The sequence below is a fragment of the Cellulomonas humilata genome, from assembly GCF_013359775.1.
In the GTDB taxonomy this organism is placed as follows: Bacteria; Actinomycetota; Actinomycetes; order Actinomycetales; family Cellulomonadaceae; genus Cellulomonas; species Cellulomonas humilata.
The window spans coordinates 1-473 of record NZ_JABMCI010000016.1; the positions used below are offsets into that span (position 1 = coordinate 1).

1 protein-coding gene is annotated in these 473 nt (G+C 76.3%); it reads left to right on the plus strand.

Going from position 1 to position 473, the window contains the following annotated elements:
• Positions 1-473 (plus strand): DUF222 domain-containing protein (locus tag HP550_RS00075; protein WP_175345565.1); only part of this gene is annotated, 473 nt, incomplete at both ends.

Consider the following 473-nt stretch of genomic DNA (forward strand, 5'->3'; position numbering starts at 1 on the left):
CGGCGGGCGGTGCTGTCCGGGTTGCGGCCGGTGGACGGGGTGCTCGCCGGAGTCCGGTCGGCGGTGCTGCTCGCCGAACGGGACTCCACCACCTGGCAGCGCCCCGGGGTCGCCTCGTTCGAGGCCGCACACGGGTCGGCCACGCGTGCGGGTCTGCCCGGGGCCAGGCGGGACATCGCCCAGGCCGACGTGCTCGCGACCATGCCCGCGGTCGCCGGTGCGGTGCAGTCCGGGGCGATGCCCGTCGGGCACCTGGACGCGTTCGCCCGGATCAGCGCCGGCGCCTCCCAGACCGTCAACGACGCCCTGGTCAACCCGTCGGTGCAGGACGCCATCGTGCACCTGGGCACCACCCAGGACGCGCCCACGTTCACCCGGTCCGTGCAGCGCCTCGTCGCCGAGCTCGACCCGGCCGCCCGGGACCGCGCGCACGAGAACCAGCGCGCCCGCCGGTTCCTGCACCTGTCCGACCA